A 14,012-nucleotide genomic window follows, 5' to 3' on the forward strand; every position below is an offset into this window, starting at 1 on the left:
AATCGGGTGACTCTGATTGCTTACAGCAACTGGCCGTCGGCATCCTCAGCCAGCGTGCCCAGCGAGGCGGCCATATCGTTCGAAGCAGTGAAATCGAACTCGGCATCGTTAACTGCCAATGCCACCTCGGCCGCACTGACACTGCTCGGCATCGGTGTTGTCGTTTGCGTTGCCGCAACCACAGGAAACTCGAACTCGATGGCATCAACCATAAAATCGCTGCCATCGAAACCACTGCCATTCGGTGTCGGCCTGCCGACCGTCTCACCGGCATCATCGACATAAGCGCCAAACACGAAATCACTGCCATCGTAGGCACCTGCCGTCAGCACGACGCTGGCAAATGCCGATGCCGTCTGCAGCGACACCTGCTTTTCGTGCGAGGCGGAATCAGCCGAGAAAACCAGTTCATCCACCAAGGCACCTTGCGCGTCAAACGCCTGCAGCCGGCCAGCTTCGTTGTTGCTTCCGTCATCGTCGGCAAACAAACGGGCAATATCGACCGTGACACCTGTTGCCTCTCTGGCGAGTTCGAACTTCAAGCCTTCGACGCCGTCGATTTCCTGGTACAAACCGCTGGCGATGGTCTGGCCGCTGACACCCAGGTCACCGCTGAGCACATCGCCGCCCGCCAGGGTGCTACTCGCCCGGCTGCTGAATGTGACGTCTGTCCAGGGTTCGAAATCATCGTTTACATCGGCCTTGTGTGTGATACCGATATCAGGATTGCTCCAGGCGTCCTCCCAGGCTGTCGGGTCCGAACGCAGCTGGCGAACCGGGGCATCACCGATTCTGACGGTGTCGGTTTGCGCGGCAAAGACTTCGATCGGTAGCGTAGCGACATCGGTATAGGTGCCGTCCTCGTCGACGAGGTCGACGGAGATTGTGTAGTCGCCTGCATCGGCATAGGTATGCGTCGCGTCGCCATTGGTGGTGTAGGTGTTATCCGTCCCGTCACCCCAATGCACCACATAGTTCGATACAGTATCGTCACCTGGATCTGTCACCGCACCCAGAGTTAGGGTGTATAGCGTGTCCTCTGTAACGCTGTTATCTCCGGAAACTGCGACTGTCGGTTCGACGTTGTGGACGGTCACGTCGAAGGTTGCGGTGTCCTGATCGGCACCGCCGGTATCCGATATGGTCACCGACACAGTCTGTATCTCAGGGCCGTCGGCAAAGGCATTACTGACCTCGAAGCTGGTCGCGCCTGCAGCAATAGAACCGGCCTCGTCGGCAACTCCGTCACCATCCCAATCGACCTCATAGCTCCAGCCGTCGTTGTTACTATCCTCGCCATCGGTGAAGATGATGGTTTTGGTCAGTGTGTCGGCCTCGTTGAGCGTCTCATCGGTTATTGAAGACACTAGGGCAACCGGATCAGGCTCGTCGACATCCGTGACCGTCAGGTCTAAAGATGCGGCATCCGTGTAGGTGCCGTCTTCGTCCACCAAGTCTACGGTGATCGTGTACACACCGGGGTCAGCAAAGGTATGCGTCACGTCACCATTGGTCGTGTAGATGTCATCAGAACCATCTCCCCAATGCACCACGTAGTTCGCAATGGTATCTTCGCCCGGATCGACTACGGCACCCAGCGTCAACGTGTATAGGCCATCTTCTTGTACGCTGCTATCGCCATTCAGCCCCAATGTTGGAGCAACATTATTGACCGCAACATCAAACGTGTCGGAATCCTGATCGGTGCCACCAGTATCAGTCACAGTCACCGATACGGTCTGGCTGGCAGGTCCATCGGCAAAAGTGTTGCTGATCTCGAAGCTGGTCGCACCGGCGGCGATAGGATTTGTCTCGTCGACCACACCGTCGCCGTTCCAATCAACCGAATAGCTCCAACCATCGGCGTTACTGTCTTCACCATCGGTGAAGGTGATGGTCTTCGTCAGCGTTTGTCCTTCGTTTAGGGTTGCATCAGCGCCGGCATCAACCTCGACAGGCAATGGAGCACTAACCGGTGTCACCGTTACATCCAGCGAAGCGAGCGCGCTGTAGGTGCCATCCTCGTCAACGACATCGACCGTAATCGTGTAGCCGCCAGGGTCGGCATAGGTGTGGGTCACATCGCCGTTGGCGGCATAGGTATCTTCCGACCCATCACCCCAATGCACTATGTAGCTCGAAACAGTATCTTCGCCTGGGTCCACCGCTGTACCCAGAGTGAGGGTGTATTCGCTATCCTCGGGTACCTCGTTGCCACCGGCAATCGTCAGCGTCGGTGCAACGTTGTTGACCGTGACATCAAAGGTATCGGTATCCTGATCGTTACCACTGGTGTCAGAGACGGTTACCGACACGGTCCCGACGTCGGGGCCATCAGCAAACGTGTGGCTGATCTCAAAGCTGCTCGAGCCGGCCGCGATCGAGCCGCTGTCATCGGCATTTCCATCGCCATCCCAGTCAATCGAGTAAGACCAGCCGTCGGTGTTACTGTCTTCACCATCGGCGAACGTGATGGTCTTCGTCAGCGTTTGTCCTTCGTTTAGGGTTGCATCAGTGCCTGCATCAACCTCGACAGGCAATGGAGCACTAACCGGTGTCACCGTTACATCCAGCGAAGCCAGTGCGCTGTAGGTGCCATCCTCGTCAATGACATCGACCGTAATCGTGTAGTCGCCTGGGTTGGCATATGTATGGGTGACGTCGCCGTCGGAGGCATAGGTGTCGTCTGAACCGTCACCCCAATGTACTACGTAGCTCGAAACAGTATCTTCGCCTGGGTCCACGGCTGTACCCAGAGTGAGGGTGTATTCGCTATCCTCGGATATCTCGTTGGCACCGGCAATCGTCAGTGTCGGTGCAACATTGTTGACCGTGACATCAAAGGTATCGGTATCCTGATCGTTACCACTGGTGTCAAAGACAGTTACCGACACGGTCTCGACGTCAGGGCCATCCGCAAACGTGTGGCTGATCTCGAAACTGCTTGAACCCGCAGCGATCGCGCCGCTGTCATCGGCATTTCCATCACCGTCCCAGTCAACCGAGTAGGTCCAGCCGTCCGAGTTGCTATCCTCACCGTCGGTGAATGTGATGGTTTTGGTGAGCGTATCGCCTTCGTTGAGCGTCTCATCGGCACCGGCGTCAACAGCAGCCCCGTCGAAATTGTCACCATCCACAATCGTAACGGTGCCGGTAGCCCCTGCCGTACCGCTTGCAATCGCAGCTGTTGGAATGACGGTCAGCGTAAAGGTCTCGCTTGGCTCGTCAATGCTGTCACCTATGATCGGGATGAGCGCAGCGGCATAGGTCTGGCCTGGACCAAACGTGACCGTTCCGCTGACCGGTTCATAGTCGACTCCCGATGTCGCGGTGCCAGCAGATGTTGAGTAGCTCAGCGTGATGGCTTGCTGAGGTGGTCTGGATAGGGTGATCGGCACCGCGACCTGATCTATCTGACCCGAAGGACCTTCAAAGATCTGTGCATCTTCGACGTAGAGCGCCAGATTGTTGCCTAAACCATCGTCATCCAGAATCCACCCAGTGGAATACAAGGTGGGAGCATTGCCTGCCAAGGCTGCACCCTGCGCCGAGTACACCTCCAGAATCACCGTCTCATCGACTTCGTCGACCGAATCACCATCGATCCGGTAACTCACCGTCTTCGACGTCTCACCCGCCGCAAATGTCACCGACGTCCCGGAATTATAGAAGTACGCGTCCGCACCCGCCGCCGAACTGCCCACCGATGCCGTGCCCGCCAGGAACCGGTACTCCACCGTCACCGCATCCGTCGCCGGCTCCGACAACGAGATCGTCCAGCTCAGATAGTTCGGATCATTGTTGTTCGACGACTCAAAGTTCGAGGCACCCGACACGTTTACCGTCGGCTGCGATTCACCACCAGCATCGTCATCAAAGACCTCAGCCGCACCGATCGAGACCGCCGCCACCTCCGCCGGCTTGTCGAAACTCAGCGAGAACAACTCCGTCGGCTCAACCTTGGTATCACCAAACACCGGCACCGTCACCGAGCCCGACGTCTGACCCGCCACGAAATTCAGCGTGCCACTGGTCGCCTGGTAGTCTTCGCCCGCTACCGCCGAACCATCCACCGTTTCGTAGTCCACCGTGAAGGCCGTCGGCGCCGGTCGCGACAAAGACACTTCAAACGAGGCCTGCGTCTGTCCCGTATCGCCTTCAACCAACACCGGCCGCGACACATACAGCGCCAGGTTGTTGCCGGTCCCGTCATCGTCAAGGATCCAACCGGTTGCCCGCAGCACCGGCACATCACCCGCCAAGGCCGCACCCTGCGCCGAGTACACCTCCAGAATCACCGTCTCATCGACTTCGTCGACCGAATCACCATCGATCCGGTAACTCACCGTCTTCGACGTCTCACCCGCCGCAAATGTCACCGACGTCCCGGAATTATAGAAGTACGCGTCCGCACCCGCCGCCGAACTGCCCACCGATGCCGTGCCCGCCAGGAACCGGTACTCCACCGTCACCGCATCCGTCGCCGGCTCCGACAACGAGATCGTCCAGCTCAGATAGTTCGGATCATTGTTGTTCGATGACTCAAAGTTCGAGGCACCCGACACGTTTACCGTCGGCTGCGATTCACCACCAGCATCGTCATCAAAGACCTCAGCCGCACCGATCGAGACCGCCGCCACCTCCGCCGGCTTGTCGAAACTCAGCGAGAACAACTCCGTCGGCTCAACCTTGGTATCACCAAACACCGGCACCGTCACCGAGCCCGACGTCTGACCCGCCACGAAATTCAGCGTGCCACTGGTCGCCTGGTAGTCTTCGCCCGCTACCGCCGAACCATCCACCGTTTCGTAGTCCACCGTGAAGGCCGTCGGCGCCGGTCGCGACAAAGACACTTCAAACGAGGCCTGCGTCTGTCCCGTATCGCCTTCAACCAACACCGGCCGCGACACATACAGCGCCAGGTTGTTGCCGGTCCCGTCATCGTCAAGGATCCAACCGGTTGCCCGCAGCACCGGCACATCACCCGCCAAGGCCGCACCCTGCGCCGAGTACACCTCCAGAATCACCGTCTCATCGACTTCGTCGACCGAATCACCATCGATCCGGTAACTCACCGTCTTCGACGTCTCACCCGCCGCAAATGTCACCGACGTCCCGGAATTATAGAAGTACGCGTCCGCACCCGCCGCCGAACTGCCCACCGATGCCGTGCCCGCCAGGAACCGGTACTCCACCGTCACCGCATCCGTCGCCGGCTCCGACAACGAGATCGTCCAGCTCAGATAGTTCGGATCATTGTTGTTCGACGACTCAAAGTTCGAGGCACCCGACACGTTTACCGTCGGCTGCGATTCACCACCAGCATCGTCATCAAAGACCTCAGCCGCACCGATCGAGACCGCCGCCACCTCCGCCGGCTTGTCGAAACTCAGCGAGAACAACTCCGTCGGCTCAACCTTGGTATCACCAAACACCGGCACCGTCACCGAGCCCGACGTCTGACCCGCCACGAAATTCAGCGTGCCACTGGTCGCCTGGTAGTCTTCGCCCGCTACCGCCGAACCATCCACCGTTTCGTAGTCCACCGTGAAGGCCGTCGGCGCCGGTCGCGACAAAGACACTTCAAACGAGGCCTGCGTCTGTCCCGTATCGCCTTCAACCAACACCGGCCGCGACACATACAGCGCCAGGTTGTTGCCGGTCCCGTCATCGTCAAGGATCCAACCGGTTGCCCGCAGCACCGGCACATCACCCGCCAAGGCCGCACCCTGCGCCGAGTACACCTCCAGAATCACCGTCTCATCGACTTCGTCGACCGAATCACCATCGATCCGGTAACTCACCGTCTTCGACGTCTCACCCGCCGCAAATGTCACCGACGTCCCGGAATTATAGAAGTACGCGTCCGCACCCGCCGCCGAACTGCCCACCGATGCCGTGCCCGCCAGGAACCGGTACTCCACCGTCACCGCATCCGTCGCCGGCTCCGACAACGAGATCGTCCAGCTCAGATAGTTCGGATCATTGTTGTTCGACGACTCAAAGTTCGAGGCACCCGACACGTTTACCGTCGGCTGCGATTCACCACCAGCATCGTCATCAAAGACCTCAGCCGCACCGATCGAGACCGCCGCCACCTCCGCCGGCTTGTCGAAACTCAGCGAGAACAACTCCGTCGGCTCAACCTTGGTATCACCAAACACCGGCACCGTCACCGAGCCCGACGTCTGACCCGCCACGAAATTCAGCGTGCCACTGGTCGCCTGGTAGTCTTCGCCCGCTACCGCCGAACCATCCACCGTTTCGTAGTCCACCGTGAAGGCCGTCGGCGCCGGTCGCGACAAAGACACTTCAAACGAGGCCTGCGTCTGTCCCGTATCGCCTTCAACCAACACCGGCCGCGACACATACAGCGCCAGGTTGTTGCCGGTCCCGTCATCGTCAAGGATCCAACCGGTTGCCCGCAGCACCGGCACATCACCCGCCAAGGCCGCACCCTGCGCCGAGTACACCTCCAGAATCACCGTCTCATCGACTTCGTCGACCGAATCACCATCGATCCGGTAACTCACCGTCTTCGACGTCTCACCCGCCGCAAATGTCACCGACGTCCCGGAATTATAGAAGTACGCGTCCGCACCCGCCGCCGAACTGCCCACCGATGCCGTGCCCGCCAGGAACCGGTACTCCACCGTCACCGCATCCGTCGCCGGCTCCGACAACGAGATCGTCCAGCTCAGATAGTTCGGATCATTGTTGTTCGATGACTCAAAGTTCGAGGCACCCGAAACCGTCACATTCGGTATCGCAAGCAAGCCTTGCCAACTACTGGGTCGAAAAGACGAAACCCGCGACAGCGGCACCGCGCTCCCCGCAACGACGTCAAGATCCCAGGTGCCGCCCAACGAAAACGCACCCACATCCTTCGAACAAGCCTCCACGGGGCGAGCCAGTACCTGCGAAAGCTTCCAGATGAAGCGTTCACCCACACCACCTTCAGCGCTGCGGCAGCCATAGATGAAGACCGCAGCGTCCGCCGCCAACGTCTGTCGCCACAGGCCGAACAACTCCCTGTTGCTCTCTATCGCCTGTTGATCCAATAGCGAATCGCCGAGTTCGAGAGCACCCGGTCGGCCATGGGCGAACAGATGCAGGGCATCGATCTGACGTTCATTAGCCAGAACATCCGTCAACACAACCAGCGCAGCTTGCGTCTCGTTCACAACGATGACGCGCGCAGTAGATGCCAACTCCCTTTCGAGTTGCCAGTAGTCCTTTACTCTGCTGTCGATAACAGCGAGAACCCTTGATCTGTCTGCGCAACTCTCGCAGCCAACCCCACTCTCGATACCCTGATTCATCCAATCCTCCTAAACGACGCCGGTGGGCTGATCGCCTATCGATGCAAACTCAGTCCATCGCCTGCCGGTACGAAATTTCTGGCGAAAAATTCGGCCTTGCGCAGCAGTGATACAACGACACCGCTAAAGACCACTCAAAGTCGGCGAAACTATTGGTAAATCCTCGAAACCATCGTATTCACGAGCCTGTCCATGTGTATCCATTCGTGGTGACCGCAGCGCTGCCTCTGACAGACGGTAATCTTTCGGTATTTTTCACTGGAAGAGCTTGCTTCGAAGAATCCGCAACTATCGTGTACGGAGAGTCGCACCAAGAATATTCAAGCAACCGTCTTGGACGCCCACGCTGAATCCTCAGCTTGCGCGATAAGACGCGAGCCGATATCACTTCTAATTGAATTACGCCTCAAACGGCGACGTATTAGATGATCGATGCAATCTGAGGACTGGCAGTGGTTTCTACGCGATGCCCAAGAACCACTCCCATTGACACAACGACCCATCGGTCCCCCCTTTTTCTTCTTGTAGACGAACGCACAATGACAGCTGCACGAATCTTTACATTTGGAGGGGAGATGACACTTGGAGTACTAGCTTCCCTGCCAAATCAACCTGTACTTCGTCCGTTTGTACTTGGCGTAGTAATTAATAGCGTAGTTCCTATCGCGATGCAAAGTACTAATTCAGTGAATCTTTGTGTTGCAAACGGAAAAACGTCGTTAAAAAAAGCAAGAATGCAGAGCGACAACGTAGCGCCGCCCCTAATTTTTCAGGCGATACTCCATCCTTGGATATTTACATCTCGGGTGTGCGCATTGATGCGTCATAATCCCCGTCGTCGTCGCGAGAACACCTCACTCAAACGACACGAAACCTGCAAAGCCCTGACGCAGTCATAGCTACCGCCATTCGCGGATTTGCCCAAACAGTGGCGTTGAAAGAGTCGCACGCAAGGAAAACCACCAGCATTCGCGTTCGCCCTTTCCGGTCACGCCGCTCCCAACAGCCGAAGTACTCCAAAAACGCAACCCGCCACCTTGTAGACTGGCTTGTTCTCAACCAAGCCGGTAATCACAACCGAATCTCGAGAAGCTTTCTCTCAAGTTGCCCTCACTCGATAGCGTCCGCTAGATCCACGTCGCCAAACCAGCGACACAACCATGTAATGTATGCTCGACCGGCAGCCCCAGTCAGGAACCTCACGATGCAACCGGCAGTAACCGCGCTCCAGGAAAAAATTCACGAATCAATTCCCCTCAGCCGCTCCATGGCTTTCGAGATCACTGAATTGACGCCGACGCGGATCGTGACCCAAGCGCCGCTTGATCCCAACATCAACATCCACGGCACCGGTTTCGCCGGCAGCATCTACGCGCTGGGGGCCTTGACCGCATGGGCCTATGGCACCTACGCGATCGAGGAAGCCGGCATGCAGGCGGATGTAGTGATCGCCGAGGCGAACATCCGCTACAGCAAGCCGGTGAAGACTGCTATACGCTGTCAGTGTGAGTTGTCGCTCGACGAGGCGGATCTGTTCATCCGTAAGCTGGAAGAGAACGGCCGATCGGTCACCAACATCGATGTCACTGTTGGCGACGGTGAAGCGGTGTTGTGGGTCAAGCTGCACGCGCGGCGACGATGATACGCAGCGCGGGCAGCGCCGGACTCAGATCGTTGTCGAAAAAGGCTGCACCCTGAGCGTTTCACCCTCTGCCACGCCGGCGCATGCCTCGTCGAGAAGAATGTAGCAGTTGGCGCGGCTCATCGATGTCAGTATCCCCGACCCCTGCTTGCCCGACGGGCCAACCGTCAGGCGACCATCCTCACCGTATTCGAGGATTCCCCTCACGAACTCGAATCGGCCCGGCTTTTTCTTCAAGGCTGTTCGGGCTCGCGCCTCGACGACCAGCGTCTGTGGCCAGTTGCCGCTGGCCAGATAGCGCAGCGCCGGCTGTACGAACTGGTGAAAGGTCAACATCACGGCGACCGGGTTGCCGGGCAGGCCGAAAAACATCGCGTCGCCGAGTCTGCCGAACGTCAACGGGCGCCCCGGTTTCATGGCGATCGTCCAGAACGACAAGCTACCCAATCCTTTGAGGATATCTTTGGTGTAGTCCGCGGCACCCACCGAAACGCCGCCAGAGGTAATCACCACATCGGCCATCGACGAAGCACGTTTGAAGGCATCCGCCAATGCTTGACGGTCGTCGCGCACGACGCCCAGATCGATGATTTCAACACCGGTTTCGGTCAACAGGGAAAACAGGCTGTAGCGATTGCTGTCATACACGTCGCCCTTGCCGAGCGGATCGCCGATCGAGCGCAATTCGTCGCCGGTGGAAAAGAACGCAACACGCGGTCGGCGGCGCACCTTCAACTCGGCAAACCCGAGCGACGCAAGTACACCGATATCGGCCGCTCGCAGATACCTGCCTTGTTGGAACACGCAGGCTCCCTGCGCAATGTCTTCGCCCGCCTGGCGCACGTTCTGACCAACGCGGTGGCGTGCATCGATACGGATTCGCCCGTTGCCTAGCGACTCGACCTGCTCCTGCATCACCACGGTATCCGTACCCGGCGGCATCGGCGCGCCGGTCATGATGCGAATGCATTCGTTCGGCTTGCACCCCACATCGGTCGACTGGCCGGCGAGCACGGTCGCGACCACGGCGTACTCGCGCACACCTTCGGTCGGCAGATCGGCGCCGACAAAGGCGTAGCCGTCCATCGCGGAATTGGTATGGCTCGGCACATCGATCGGCGAGATGCAGTCGTCCGCCAACACGCGGCCAAGCGCATCCCTGATAGGCACCATCTGCCGGTCGGTGATCTGATCCAGCGCTTTGCGGATAGCCCGGCGCGCCTGTTCGACGCTCAGTGACTGTGAATCACCGGCATCTGCGCAGGATGGCTGGGTTGATACCTCGACAATCGACATCGCTACTTCGCTCCTCAACGCGCCCGGTTCTGCGCGTGGCGTTCATCCAATCCGCTAAACGACAGGATGAAATCGACAATCGATCCCGGGTCATTGATCGACAATACCGGCAGTGTACCGGCTTCCTCCGCCAGGGTCCCGGCGTCGGTAGCGATTGCCACGATGTTTGGATCGCTTAGAAACAGCAACGGCGCCTGGGTGGCGCTTCGATTCAGTTCGATCTTGGGGAAGGCGTCGCCTTTGAAGCCCTCCACCAGCACCAGGTCGAGCCCATCGGGATTCAAAGCCGCCAGCGCATCATGTAGGGTCGGTTCGACTTCCTGCGTGTTCTCGCGGATCCAGGCCATTCGACGACGGCTCGCGACCAGCATTTCGTCGGCGCCTGCTTCGCGCAACCGATAGCTGTCCTTTCCGGGATGATCCACGTCGAAGGCGTGATGCGCATGTTTGACAACGGCCAGGCGCACGCCGGCCGCCTTGAGCAACGGGATCAATTTGAGCAACAGCGTTGTCTTGCCGGTGCCGCTGAACGCGGCGAAACCGATGACCGGCACCGGGTACTCGATAGTTGACTCGCGGCGCTGGATAGTCACAACTCAGGTATCGAATCTCGCCTGACCGGCACTGGCGTAGTCGTCCGGGGTATTGATGTTGCTGAACTGTTCGGGCACATCGCTGAAATCGACACGCACCCAAGAATTGCGTGGAAACCAACGATCGATCTTGCGCTCACCCTCTTCGAGCGCTGCCGACAGGTCAGCAAGCACGCGTCGATGCATCAGGGTATACACCGGTTGCAGACGCTTTCCATCGTGGGCTACCGCGATGTCGGCGTCCGCATCTTTCAACCCCCGGGCAAGCCGCGCCACCAGATCGGCGACAACCACCGGTCCGTCGCACGGCAAGGTCAACAGGTAATCGGTACGCATCTGTTGCAGGCCACCGAGAAAACCTGCCAGCGGCCCTTGGTAATCGTCCAACGGATCGGCCACGACCGGGTATCCGAACTGCGCGTAGTCGGCCTGGTTGCGGTTGGCGCTGATCAGAATCGCACCCACCTGCGGGCGGATCGCATCGATCACATGGCCGACCAGCAGGCTGTCACCAAACGGCAGCAGCCCCTTGTCTCGCCCGCCCATGCGACGGCTTTTTCCGCCGGCCAGCACCAACGCGGTGATGTCGTCTGCCTGTATGGCTGTCGTCATGTCCCCTCATACCGCCGCGCGTGCAAGTTTGCCGAACGGCGTTACCTTGTCTGTGTATCCATCATACGCCGATTCACGCGCACGCAGCCTGCCGCCTTCAAGGTCGAGCACCGCATCGGCAATGCCGGCGAAATGCAGCGGATCGTGTGTGGCCACCAGCAGCGACACGCCTTCGGCCTTCAGCACGTTGAGCAGTTCGACCGTGCGCTGCCGGCAAGTCGTGTCCATGTTGGCTGTCGGCTCGTCCAGCAGCATCACCTCAGGACGCCGCATCCAGGCCCGGACCAAGGCAACCCGCTGGCGCTCACCCCCGGACAACTGGTTGACATCCTGGTCGGCCAGAGAGGTCAGATCCGCCCACGCAAGACCCTCTTCGACGCGCGCGCGCCGCAGCAAGGCATCGCCCTTGAGCGGAAAGTCCAGGTTGCGCCTCACCGAACCCTCGAACAGGTACGGCCGTTGATGCAGATAGATGGTTCTGGCGAACAAGGCTTTTTTAGCGGCGCGCCAGCCGGCGTTGCGGCCGTTTACGACGACCGTTCCCTGCTCAGGCTTTTCCATGCCCGACATGATGCGCATCAGCGTGGATTTGCCCGCGCCGTTGCTGCCGCACAGCAGCTGGCATTGTCCGACGCCCAGCGTCAGGTCGACACCATCGAGTATGCGACGTTTACCGAATGATTTTACGATGCCGTGGTATGACAAAAGCATCACGTTGCCAATCTCCCCTTACCTTGGACGAGCTGGAGTAGACCGTTGAGTACGAACGCCATGGCCAGCAGCACGAGACCCAAGGCGATGCCCTGGGCGAACTCCCCTTTGCTGGTCTCGAGTGCGATTGCGGTCGGTATATTGCGGGTGTAGTGCAGGATGTTGCCGCCCAACATCATCGACGCGCCAACCTCGGCGATGATGCGGCCGAATCCGGCCAGGAAGGCCCCGAGTAAACCGAAGCGTGCCTCGCGCATCAAAGTCCAGACGGCGCGTCCATAGCCGGCGCCGAGCGTGCGGGCTGTTTCCCAGGCGCGACGATTGATCGCCTGCAGCGCAGCATGCCCCATGGCAATCAGGATCGGCAGTGCCAACGCGATCTGCCCGATCACCATCGCCGGTTGAGTGAACAGCAACCGCCATTCGCCCAGCGGGCCCTGCCGCGAGAGCAGGATGTAGAAGGTCAGCCCGACGACAACCGCAGGGAACGACAGTAAGGTGTTGAACACCGTGATCAACAACCTTCGCCCCGGAAACCGGCCATACGCCAGCAGGAAAGAGATCGCCAAGGCCACCGGTGCGGCGATCAAGATCGCCGTCACCGATACCTGAAACGAAATCCCGATGATCTCCCATAGCCCAGGGTCACCGCCGAACAACAGTGACAGGGCTTCACGCGTGCTCTCTGCGATCGAGGCCATCTACGCGGTTTCGTTATCGTCTGGCAAGCGTTCCCGCTGACGGGGTGAACAACTGCTCGCCGGCCTTGCGAAATGCGGCGATCGCCTGCTGACCTTGCGGCCCGCGGATCCAGTCGATCAACGCCTGGGCGCCTTGGTGGTTCAAATCAGGAAACTTCTGGCGGCTGACCTCGATGATCGCGTAGGGGTTGAACAGCTTCTCGTCGCCCTGGAACAGCACCCGCAGGCTCGACTTGTCGCGATAGGCCAGCCAGGTTCCGCGGTCGGCCAAGGTGTACGCCTCAAGCTCATTGGCCATCTGCAGTACCTTACCCATGCCCTGACCGGCTTCCCGGTACCATTGGCCATCCGGCTGGATGCTTGCACTCGTCCACAGCGAACGCTCTTTTTTGTGCGTGCCCGAGTCATCGCCACGCGACACGAAAACCGTCTGCGTATCGGCAATCTTGCCAAGAGCTTCGGCAGCGGTTTTTGCGGACGCAATCCCCGCAGGATCGGAAGCGGGACCGACCAATACGAAATCGTTGAACATGACCGGCAGGCGCTGTTCGCCGTTACCTTCATCGACGAACTTCTGCTCCGCGGCAGGTGCGTGTACCAGCACCACATCCACGTCGCCGTCGCTACCCATGCGCAACGCCTTGCCGGTACCAACCGCAATCACGTGCACATCGTAGCCGGTGGCCTGCTTGAACTTGGGCAAAAGCTCATCCAACAGACCCGAGTTCTCGGTACTCGTCGTCGTTGCCAGTCGGATCGTCGATGTCTCGGGCGCGGCCCAGGTGAACCCGGACAGCAGCACCGCCAAGGCACCGATCAGATAAAGCTGAAACAACGAAACGCACTTTGTTCGCACCACACTTCCTCCAGGATGTCGTTATTGTCTCGACAGTGAGTGCAAGTCCGGTGCCATCAATCAATAACGCGGTTCGCATTCGTCGGATGCTGCTACAGTGCGCCCTGCACAAGGGACGGGCGGCCCGGGCTGGACAAAACCGTAGAGGCAGCGTCATCGATCACGGGACAATTTGTCTCAGAATTAGCTAGACTGCCAAGACAGAATGGCCCAAAAAAACGGTGATTCTGCTGCCGGCCTTGGGGGAATCGGTGAGGTTTTCTGGTTATTTCTCCCGAG

General features: G+C 59.1%; 8 protein-coding genes. 1 reads left to right on the plus strand and 7 read right to left on the minus strand.

The window, feature by feature from the left end; all coding sequences use genetic code 11:
• Window positions 1–20: 20 nt before the first annotated feature.
• The gene (locus B1781_RS12625) at window positions 21–7,322 is read right to left on the minus strand and encodes a Calx-beta domain-containing protein (RefSeq protein WP_078120005.1); all 7,302 of its coding nucleotides are present in this window, start codon (window positions 7,320–7,322) and stop codon (window positions 21–23) included.
• Between the two features lie 1,204 nt (window positions 7,323–8,526).
• Between B1781_RS12625 and B1781_RS12630 the strand changes: the two genes are divergently transcribed.
• Window positions 8,527–8,964, plus strand: coding sequence for a YiiD C-terminal domain-containing protein (locus tag B1781_RS12630; RefSeq protein ID WP_164513377.1), 438 nt, complete (start codon window positions 8,527–8,529; stop codon window positions 8,962–8,964).
• A gap of 24 nt (window positions 8,965–8,988) precedes the next feature.
• On the opposite strand, the gene moeA is transcribed toward B1781_RS12630, so the two are convergent.
• Genes moeA through B1781_RS12655 form a run of 6 tightly spaced genes read right to left on the minus strand, consistent with a single transcriptional unit; the run spans window position 8,989 to window position 13,733 of the window.
• Window positions 8,989–10,260, minus strand: coding sequence for a molybdopterin molybdotransferase MoeA (gene moeA, locus B1781_RS12635; protein ID WP_078120007.1), 1,272 nt, complete (start codon window positions 10,258–10,260; stop codon window positions 8,989–8,991).
• 14 nt (window positions 10,261–10,274) lie between these two features.
• Window positions 10,275–10,853, minus strand: coding sequence for a molybdopterin-guanine dinucleotide biosynthesis protein B (gene mobB / locus B1781_RS23435; protein ID WP_334223708.1), 579 nt, complete (start codon window positions 10,851–10,853; stop codon window positions 10,275–10,277).
• Between the two features lie 3 nt (window positions 10,854–10,856).
• Window positions 10,857–11,465, minus strand: a complete 609-nt coding sequence (gene mobA, locus B1781_RS23440) for a molybdenum cofactor guanylyltransferase MobA (protein WP_334223709.1) — start codon at window positions 11,463–11,465, stop codon at window positions 10,857–10,859.
• 6 nt (window positions 11,466–11,471) lie between these two features.
• Window positions 11,472–12,176 (minus strand): ABC transporter ATP-binding protein, encoded by a 705-nt coding sequence (locus tag B1781_RS12645; RefSeq protein WP_078120008.1) that lies wholly within the window; start codon window positions 12,174–12,176, stop codon window positions 11,472–11,474.
• Window positions 12,176–12,877 (minus strand): ABC transporter permease, encoded by a 702-nt coding sequence (locus B1781_RS12650; RefSeq protein ID WP_078120009.1) that lies wholly within the window; start codon window positions 12,875–12,877, stop codon window positions 12,176–12,178. Before B1781_RS12650 ends, B1781_RS12645 begins: the two co-directional genes overlap by 1 nt.
• A gap of 13 nt (window positions 12,878–12,890) precedes the next feature.
• The gene (locus B1781_RS12655; protein ID WP_334223710.1) at window positions 12,891–13,733 is read right to left on the minus strand and encodes a substrate-binding domain-containing protein; all 843 of its coding nucleotides are present in this window, start codon (window positions 13,731–13,733) and stop codon (window positions 12,891–12,893) included.
• Window positions 13,734–14,012 lie beyond the last annotated feature (279 nt).

This window comes from Thiosocius teredinicola, assembly GCF_002009425.1.
GTDB lineage: Bacteria > Pseudomonadota > Gammaproteobacteria > Chromatiales > Chromatiaceae > Thiosocius > Thiosocius teredinicola.

What these genes read in the sequence shown, in the direction of transcription:
- B1781_RS12625 (WP_078120005.1), bottom strand. Translation starts at nt 7,322, where the DNA reads ATGAATCAGGGTATCGAGAGTGGGGTTGGCTGCGAGAGTTGCGCAGAC.
- B1781_RS12630 (WP_164513377.1), top strand. Translation starts at nt 8,527, where the DNA reads ATGCAACCGGCAGTAACCGCGCTCCAGGAAAAAATTCACGAATCAATT.
- moeA (WP_078120007.1), bottom strand. Translation starts at nt 10,260, where the DNA reads ATGTCGATTGTCGAGGTATCAACCCAGCCATCCTGCGCAGATGCCGGT.
- mobA (WP_334223709.1), bottom strand. Translation starts at nt 11,465, where the DNA reads ATGACGACAGCCATACAGGCAGACGACATCACCGCGTTGGTGCTGGCC.
- B1781_RS12645 (WP_078120008.1), bottom strand. Translation starts at nt 12,176, where the DNA reads ATGCTTTTGTCATACCACGGCATCGTAAAATCATTCGGTAAACGTCGC.
- B1781_RS12650 (WP_078120009.1), bottom strand. Translation starts at nt 12,877, where the DNA reads ATGGCCTCGATCGCAGAGAGCACGCGTGAAGCCCTGTCACTGTTGTTC.